At 27.8% G+C, this 5,030-nt stretch carries 4 protein-coding genes; all 4 read right to left on the bottom strand.

Features of this window, described 5'->3' with window-relative positions; all coding sequences use genetic code 11:
• Window positions 1–3,349 (bottom strand): hypothetical protein (locus tag ACRC03_RS05305; RefSeq protein WP_438651523.1); only part of this gene is annotated, 3,349 nt, incomplete at its 3' end.
• Window positions 3,327–4,295, bottom strand: a complete 969-nt coding sequence (locus ACRC03_RS05310) for a hypothetical protein (protein WP_438651524.1) — start codon at window positions 4,293–4,295, stop codon at window positions 3,327–3,329. The genes ACRC03_RS05305 and ACRC03_RS05310, both read right to left, overlap by 23 nt.
• Complete coding sequence (locus ACRC03_RS05315; RefSeq protein ID WP_438651525.1) at window positions 4,288–4,770, bottom strand: hypothetical protein; 483 nt, start codon at window positions 4,768–4,770, stop codon at window positions 4,288–4,290. Before ACRC03_RS05315 ends, ACRC03_RS05310 begins: the two co-directional genes overlap by 8 nt.
• A partial coding sequence (locus ACRC03_RS05320; RefSeq protein WP_438651526.1) for a hypothetical protein occupies window positions 4,767–5,030 on the bottom strand: 264 nt, incomplete at its 5' end. The genes ACRC03_RS05320 and ACRC03_RS05315, both read right to left, overlap by 4 nt.

The raw sequence follows: 5,030 nt of genomic DNA on the forward strand, positions 1-5,030 counted from the left end.
ATAGCTTACTTGCTAAATGTTTTTCTAGTTCAGATTGAGGTGGTCTTTCTTGATTACTATTAGTCCAATCTGTTGACCAAATATGGTCTATACTTATAGTATTCATATTCCCATTTTGTGGAATACTTGGGGAGCTACAAAAAGAAGGAGTATCATTTACAATAAACTTATTTCTCAAAGCCATATTTACATTAGATTCAAACCATAAATCTGATATTGAATCTCCAAGCCACTGTATAGTATCATCAGAAGGTCCATCATAAACTAATGGATTTTCTTCGTTAGAAGAAACAATATCACAAACAAATCCATAAGGGTTATTGTGATATTGATATTGATATAAAGTTTTAACCCAGTTATCTAATGCAGTTTGTCTTAATCCTTTTTCATAAGAATCTTGATATGCTTTTTGAAAATTTTCTGCTTTAATTCCTGAACTAATTAGTAAAGCAGCACCACCTATAATAGTAATACCTGCTCCAATAACTAATGCTCCCAAAGCAGCACCAATACCTGTGGCTAATAAAATACCTCCTAATATACCTAAAGCTACACCTAAGACTGTTTTCCAAAAACTCTTTTTACCTCTTCTTTCTGAAACTCTATTATCCCAAAACACAGTGTTAGTGTATTTCATTGAAGTTATATAGCTGTCTCCATTAAATAAAACTCTTTCTTCTGATATATTGTTTTCATCAAAGTAAAAAGGATTTTTATTCTCTTTATAATAAGGTAATAACCTAAAATTAGAATAAGAATCTAAGTTATCTTTTGATAGTACTACATAAGGTAATTTATCTCCATTCGGAAATACTTTATTACTTTTTAATGTTATAATACCTATTTTATTATCACAAGCAATATTAAACAATTCTTTTGAGTTATCTTTCACTTTTCTACTACCTAAAGCATCTAAATAAAACCTTTCATCAATGTCCTCTTTAAATAGTGTAAAAGCATCAACATCATATAATTTTTTAAAATCAACAGAGGTGTCTCTTGTAATACCATTAAAACTCCATCCATCTAATCCTTTTGATATAACTGAACCATCAGAGGTTGAAGAGTCATCATTGCTATCATCATGGGCTTCAGAATTAAAAGAAGACCCATCCATAACATCGTCATAATTAAATAGACCATAATACTGTTTACTTATATCAAAATAACCTTGTTGAATTAACTTATCATAATTTGTATATTCTTTATTATTAAACTTATGTTCTGGATGTATTAGACCGTATATAGTAGGTTCAAGTGTTGCTCCATCTGGTTTTAATAAGCCTTGAGCTATAAAATCAGCATTTGTTGTGCAAGGGATTAAAACTCCTGTGTCTAATATAGTTCTGTCAAAATCTTTTCTTTCATTTCTTACTATATTATAACCAATTATTTTTTTCCCTCGAGTATCTTCTAATGTTGGCAATTCTATGCCTGAAAATTTAATACCTAATATTTCTGTGTAATAGCTTTTGTTTTGTATTTCATTAGTATATATTGCTGAAGCTAAATTATAATTTGCATTATCTATAAAGTAATCATTATCATAATCTGTAGAATTATCCCCTAAATTAATATTTTCTTTATTCTGAAAACTATTATTTTTAGAAATAGATAATTTTATATCTGTAAAAACATCAATTGTATGTGATATGCCATATTCTTTTAAAGTAATTAAAACGGATGTATTTGGTTCTTTTGAAAAATCATTGGCATTTATTTCTCTAATAAATGAATAATCTACTCCTCCATTTTTATAGTCTATTTTTACTTCAAAGTAATTCCCTATTTCTGTACCTATTGGTATTTTTAGAGTCCCTGTAATAGTCAATACTAATTGATGATATGTAGCAGAAGATGGGTCATTTTCTGTTGTTACAAGTAAGGGCTTGCCTATTTCATTCCTTAAAGGAAATCTATGATGTCTTATTTTTTTACCTGTTAAAGAATTACCCTCTGAATCTAATCCCCAATAATCTTTATTCTCACAACTATTAGAATCACTGTAAACAGAATTACTTTGGTTATTTAATTTCATTGGAAATGTATTTTCTGCATAAGAAAATATTCTATCAATCATTCCATTATTATTACTCTTTCCAGGTATGTGATACACAGGAGATAGAGTGTTGTCTTCAAATATATATACTAAACCAAATGAATATATTTCACCAGGCATATATCCAGTGCTTTCTATATTCTGTAAAGGATTTTTAGGATTTGAAAATTCCTCTGTTACATTATCTAATATTACCTTTTTTAATACACAATCTGCCTTGATTTTGCTAGCATATTTTTGTAAACTACATAAATCTGCTTGAGTTCCTTGAGTGTTAGCTAATAATAACCTATTTTCCAATTGTTCAATAGAACTTACTTTCTCTAAAACATCAGAATACTGTAATATCTCTTCTGTAGTTCCTTTTTCAATTGCATTGTCCCCAGTGTAAATAAAATCTTTTTTAGATATAGGAATAGATTCAGAATATAGAACTTCATTAATTAATCCTGTCCCACTGTTGGCTGCAATAAAAGCTAATCTGTAAAAACTAAAATTTTCATCTAAATTAAAAAAAATTATTTTTATTGCTTTACTTGTATTAGGAAACCTTAAATATTCTTGTTCTGATTGTATTGAACCATTTATGTCTTTGTATGGTTTTTTTATAGAATCATTATATATTTTTATAATATTAGTGGAAGTTATCCATTCTGTGGGATTTAAAGAAGCATCAATATATTGAATAGCTATGTTATAACTTCCAGGCTTTAGGTTTCCACCAGTATCAAAAACTTCTATATTTTCAATTTCAGGTATTTTAGAATATGTTTTTTGAAGATTAAATTTTGCATTAACCCATTTTCCAGTTTTATCTTTAAAGTCTTGTGGTTTATCAAAATCATAGTATCTAGGTTTATTATAGTCATCTGTAAAATAAACAGTCCTATTACAACCACCTCTTAATCTAAAAGTTGCTTGAATTTGTTTATCAACTTTAAAATTTAATTTATTTTTTATATCACTTGAGTTATCATTTACATGAGTTTCATATTTACATTGGTCATCATATATCCCAATTTCAGATATAAGACCATCTTTAGAAACTAAAAAGACACAAGTTTTCCCCTCTCCTATATATACCTTCCCAATTGGTATATAGTTTATAGGTAATTTAGCACATTCCTCATTACTTTCTTCATTACCTTTAAAACCAATATCCCCAAGTTCACTTTCATTTACTGTGTTTAAAGCAAATCTATAAGTTCCTTTAGGTTGACTTTGAGGAGAAGTGTCTGTATAAAGACCTTTATTGTGTTGTGTTATATTAGTATGTTGTATATCCTCCATAAATATTGTGTGTATAAGGTGCGGTTTGGAATTTTTTTATCTTTCCAAAATAAGAATAATATTTTTTAAATCTAGGGACAAGTTGAATGCTTTGGTCTAATAAATCTTGATAATCATCTAAAGATTTAGGCATTTTCATATAGTTTTTAGCTTGGTTAGCATATTTTAACCATAGTAGTCTATTTTCTTCAGTAAGAGCTTGAGAACCTTCTCTTTGATTCCATCTTTGTCTTTCAGCTAATTTCCATTTAACATAATAAGATATAGCTGTTATATAAGAGATATTGTCAGGCATTAATGGATAGCCTGTTTCTGAATCTATTGCATTTCTAAGAAAAGCCATGACTATAAAGCCATCTTGAAAAGAAAACCTTAATCTTTTTTCTTCTGTGCCTATGATGGTATATTCATCTTCATTATGGTAATGAGTTTTATTGTGTAAATCTTTGCACACCATTGTATTAAATAAGGTTTCATTTGCTAATCTAATAGGTGTGTATTCTGCTTTGTAAAAGGTGTTTGTAAATATAGAAGAAGAATACCTGTAATGAAAGTCTAAATTTGGTCTGTAATCATTTAAGTCAAATGAAGCTAAAATATTACCGTTACAATCTGTAAAATTTACTGGTGCATACTCATCACCCAAAGACAACTGTTCTTGTATTGTATTTGGAGTTATTCCACAAGAGATTTTATTCTCTTTTTCCCATTTGTTATTTCTTGCAATTTGAATCATCATTTGAAAACCCATAGGTAATTCTGCATGATGATTTGACACTTCTAAAAAGGCTAGAGCAGTTTCTTGTATTTCTTCAACTTTTAGAAATTCAAGAGCTTCCCCAGCCCATTCAATAACATCGGATTCATTTAAATCCTGTCCTCCTAATTCTCTATGTAACTTAGAAAGTAGTGTATTTACAGAAACATATTGTGTATTGTTATTCATCTTTTATTCTATCTATAGTTATATAATCTTGTCCTTCTAATATCTTTTTGTGAACTGTTCTTTTATTTGTTCTACTCATTCTTAAAGCATATAAACCTTTATTTTTAACAAAAACATTTTTTTTAGACCAAAAAAATTTATATCTGACTTGCCCTGAATGCTCATTAAGATGATATACTAACCGTTTTTCTTCTTTTGCTGTTTCATTATTATCCCATAATTTTTTAGTTCTGACCCAATCAACAGATAAACCATAAGTAATCATATTACCATTTTTATCTAATTTTAATTTTTGTTTTTTACCTAATACTTTTAATGTACCAAGTTGAGAAGGTAATGTAACCTCTTCTCCAATAAAAACTTTTTCTAGTAAAAATTTATTATATTCATTATTAATTGAAAGATAATCTGATAAAGAGATTTTATTCTTTATATTTTTTGAATACAATTTATAACTGTCTTTTATACTTTTCATTTTGTATGTTCTATGGGTGTATCTTGAGAATTATTAGTAGTATCTTCTATATTTTGAGAAAACATAATAACTAATTCGTTTATACATAGTTCAACTAAAGTATCAACCATTTCACTACCTATAGGAAATTCTTTATCTAAATAACTTTCACAATCTTCAATAATACCTTTATTACATATTGAAGGATATGTTGCGGCTTCTATAGGGTCATCAAATAATCCTGTAATAGTTAATATTTTAATTTTACTACTATGTGTTAT

Origin of the sequence: Romboutsia sp., from assembly GCF_051659545.1 — a bacterium.
Lineage (GTDB): Bacteria > Bacillota > Clostridia > Peptostreptococcales > Peptostreptococcaceae > JBOFOR01.

Bases quoted from the DNA above. Each gene is read 5' to 3' on its own strand.
- ACRC03_RS05310 (WP_438651524.1), bottom strand. From the start codon at position 4,295: ATGAATAACAATACACAATATGTTTCTGTAAATACACTACTTTCTAAG.
- ACRC03_RS05315 (WP_438651525.1), bottom strand. From the start codon at position 4,770: ATGAAAAGTATAAAAGACAGTTATAAATTGTATTCAAAAAATATAAAG.